The organism is Streptococcus sp. GMD1S, assembly GCF_000296875.1.
GTDB lineage: Bacteria > Bacillota > Bacilli > Lactobacillales > Streptococcaceae > Streptococcus.
This window is the reverse complement of sequence record NZ_AJQY01000341.1, coordinates 1-3,587: the sequence shown is the minus strand read 5'-3', so window position 1 is coordinate 3,587 and position 3,587 is coordinate 1. Positions and strand designations below refer to the sequence as shown.

Genomic DNA, 3,587 nt, shown 5'->3' with positions numbered 1-3,587 from the left:
GTTGTGGGATTTGTAGTCTTTCAGAGTGTCAAGAAGATAAAATAAAAAAGTCAGCTATAGGTAGCTTGATACTCAGCAGTCTAAATAATCTGAGTCCACTCACCTTATAAAACTTATAGCAAAATCTTAAAAGGACAGTTGATAATATACTGTCCTTTTATGTTGATATATTTTCTTTTTTTAGGATGCGCCTTATTTGGAATTTACTAAAATAGGAAAAGTTTTATAATAAATTTCCTATGAGTTTTTATTATTAGTTATCAGTCACTTTTTAAAGCAATCACCTAAATAAGGTCTATTAACTAAAACTGGTATTTTTCCTTCCGAATCTTAAAAGCAGTTTCACCACCTTCAAGAATATTCACAACTTGATTCATAACTTGTTTGTTATCAATCGATCCGATAGCATGTCCATTAATTTTGCCTTGTCCATCTTCTTCGACAAGTCCAATAATTAGTTCTGCATCACCAAAGACAGGAATGTTGGCATTATGAGTAGCAAAAATATATTGACGATTTGTTTTATTATTCCTAATTGAGGCAACTAAGCTATCTGCAATATAGGCATTATCAAGATTATCCTCAGGTTGATCAATAATTAAAGGATCCCTATTTTCGACTAATAGAATATTTAAGAGGGCTGTACACTGCTGACCTTTTGATAAATTATCCATAGATTTGAATTTATCTCCAACTTTGAGAGAAATATTAGTAATATCACCTAGAATAAGCTCTTCTAATTTCCAACATTGTTCATTAGTTAATCTACAAATTTTCTGCGAAGTGTTACTAGTTAAGTTATATTCTTTAGCCAACTCAACCGGCCCTTTTCGAATATTCTCGATAAAAGTAATCATGTCAAAATTTTTGTAATCACTAATAGATTGAATTGATTTATCGCCAATTCCTTCAATTTTTTTGAGTTCCTCCAACAAAGATTCTTTATTTTGTAGGCAATCGATTTCTATTTTAACTAATTTGCCTAGATTGGATTTATCCAGCTTTTTAATTCGTTTAGATACTGCATTAATATATTCTATATTAGCCTCTTTGCAATTCTCTAAAAGTTCTTTTCTAGCTTTCTTTAACTTCTCTAACTCTTCTTTAGTTGCTTCAATTTTCAATAGAGTAGGTTTTGAATCATTAATTTCTTTCAGCAGGCCACGATATTCTTCGAGCACTTCTTTACTATTTTTATCTTGTACTTCTGGAATGTCTTTGAATATTTTTTTGAATTTTATTTCTTCATTTTGCTTATATTTCCCCCACGACTCTTTTGTTTTTGAAACCTTTTCTTTTAGAGATGAAAATATCTTTTCTTGTTGTTTGAATATTATTTGACTTTCTCGATTATATTCATCTATAGAGTTAATGAGATTTGTTAAATCATCATTTTCTTTTCTGTCCCATTCATCAATTATTGATTCTATTACAATCTCATTATCTGTAATTTCATGATCACAGATAGCATCAGATAGTATAGATATTTTAGAGTCTATAGCGGTAATTTTAGTTATAGGAGCAATCTTTTCCTCTAACCCTGTTATAGAATTATAGTGTCTTAATTGTGATTGTTTCGCAGGTAAATCACTAGTATCTTTTTCTAATTTTTCTAGATTATTTGAAACTCTTAGAAGCTCCCGTGTATTTTCATTAAGAGATTCATATGCTTTTTTTCTTTTGTTAAGTATCTTTGAATCTATACAAATTAATCTTTTGACCGATTCGGTAATTCTTTTTTTGGATTTTATAACTTCAATTAATTCGTTTTGAGCATACACTTCTAAATTAGGCAATATTTCATCAATAGATAAATCAGATATTTCTCCGTTTTCATTTCTAATAGTAATATTTTGTTTATATCTCCTGCTAATATTAAATTGCTGTCCATTTTGCGAGTATGAAGTAATCGTTAACTTAACTTCGCCACCAGTTCCAAGATTCGACTCAGCAAAGGAGTCTATGTATTTTTCAAATTCTTTTGTGTAATGATATTTATCTAAACAATAAATAATTAGATTTATTAATGTAGATTTACCAGTTCCTCTACCTCCTATTATAGTAGAAACTTCATCAGAAAATGCAACAGCTAAGCCATCTAGGTATCCCCCAGATATAGAAATTTCGTCAATAGTGCTCTTATAGCACTTTTTTTCAGTACTGTTTAATTTTATCCTAGATTCCGAATCTTTAAATGCCATTTTAAATGCTTGAAAAGATAATTCTGACATTTTAACAAGTACACTAGCCACAGGCTTAGACAAATCTTCAGGCGATTCTATATCTGATGAGTTGATATATGCAATAGGTTTATTTCGTTTATAATTTGTATCCGTATTTTGAATTATATTTTTATAATTTGGGTCAATATTTTCTACGCTATTCGGAATTTGTGCAACAGAAAGAAGTTCATTTTTCCATATATGATTCATTTTCCCAATTTTAAGTATGCCATTGTCACCTGTAATATGGGCTGCATACCAGAAACCATCATTATCTTGAACTTTTTTAGCAATTTCTAAACATGAAAGATTGCTAGATTCAGTTCCATTTTTAATATCTGTAGGCAAGCCTAGTTGACCTAAAATCCTATTTAGTCTTGAATTATCGAATTCAGGTGAGAATAAACAAACCATATGAATTTTTTCAGCCGAAGAAATTTCAAACCCTGGTAAAGTTAAAATACCATTTTCAGACAGATAGGTTCGAAGGCTTGTAGAAGAGTCGATACTACCATGGTCTGCAAGGCCAACTACTTTTATTCCATTTTTTAAACACTCCTCAAGTATCTTTTTGTTATACTCTTCTTCATCAATAATAGTTTTTCCTCTAAACTTTGAATAAGAATATGGGTTTACTTGCAATGCGCATTTATAATATCTTGCATAATGTCTTTCCATAATATTTACCTGACCTTTGAATGTTAGTTTGAACTATCGCGATTTATTTTAAAAGCTCACGCAAAAAGTTATTTTTAAGCATATTCAAATTAAAAACATTTTGAATGTGTTCAAATGCTTCGGAGAGTGGTAAGTGAGCAGTTTTCCAACCTTGTCCATCTGTCACCCAGATAAACTCAATGTCATCTTTTGATTCTTTACTAAACTGATTAAGTTTAGTAAATTCACCAGCAACCGCTTTAAGTTTACTTCCACTGTCACCATAGTAGTTCGTTTCAATGAGCCAAACTTTATGACGTTCCCTAGAATAAACAGCTACATCAAAGTGCCGTTCTGATTTATCTACTAGCACCTCAATACCCCAATTTGATTTAATAAATGAGGCAGTTGCTTGAGCTTTCCATTCAAGTCCTTGTTTTTGAGCTATTTTTGCAACGTGTCGTTCTAAGATACCTTCCATTATTGTGCTACTACGATTTTTACGAGCGTTACTATCCAAACCAGCCTCTACACCATAAACATAATCAACTAAAGAACGGTTTACTTTAATTTGGAGAAAATCTAATAAACCAGATTGTTCCGCAAAAACAACATAATCCACAATTTGAGCTGACTTTTTGCTTGTCTCTAAGTTTAATCAAAATAAAGCAAATCTTTGCTGGTGCTTGTAAAGAGGTCAAAGCCATC

At 30.8% G+C, this 3,587-nt stretch carries 1 protein-coding gene and 1 pseudogene; both read right to left on the bottom strand.

Annotation, left to right across the window (positions count from 1 at the left end):
- Positions 1-302: 302 nt before the first annotated feature.
- Entirely contained in the window at positions 303-2,900 is a 2,598-nt protein-coding gene (locus GMD1S_RS12745; protein WP_000439558.1) for a TrlF family AAA-like ATPase, read from the bottom strand.
- 43 nt (positions 2,901-2,943) lie between these two features.
- Positions 2,944-3,513, bottom strand: a pseudogene (locus GMD1S_RS12740) (DpnII family type II restriction endonuclease); the annotation flags it as partial.
- Positions 3,514-3,587: the final 74 nt, after the last annotated feature.

Coding starts and splice junctions, on each gene's coding strand:
- GMD1S_RS12745 (WP_000439558.1), bottom strand. CDS start 2,900: ATGGAAAGACATTATGCAAGATATTATAAATGCGCATTGCAAGTAAAC.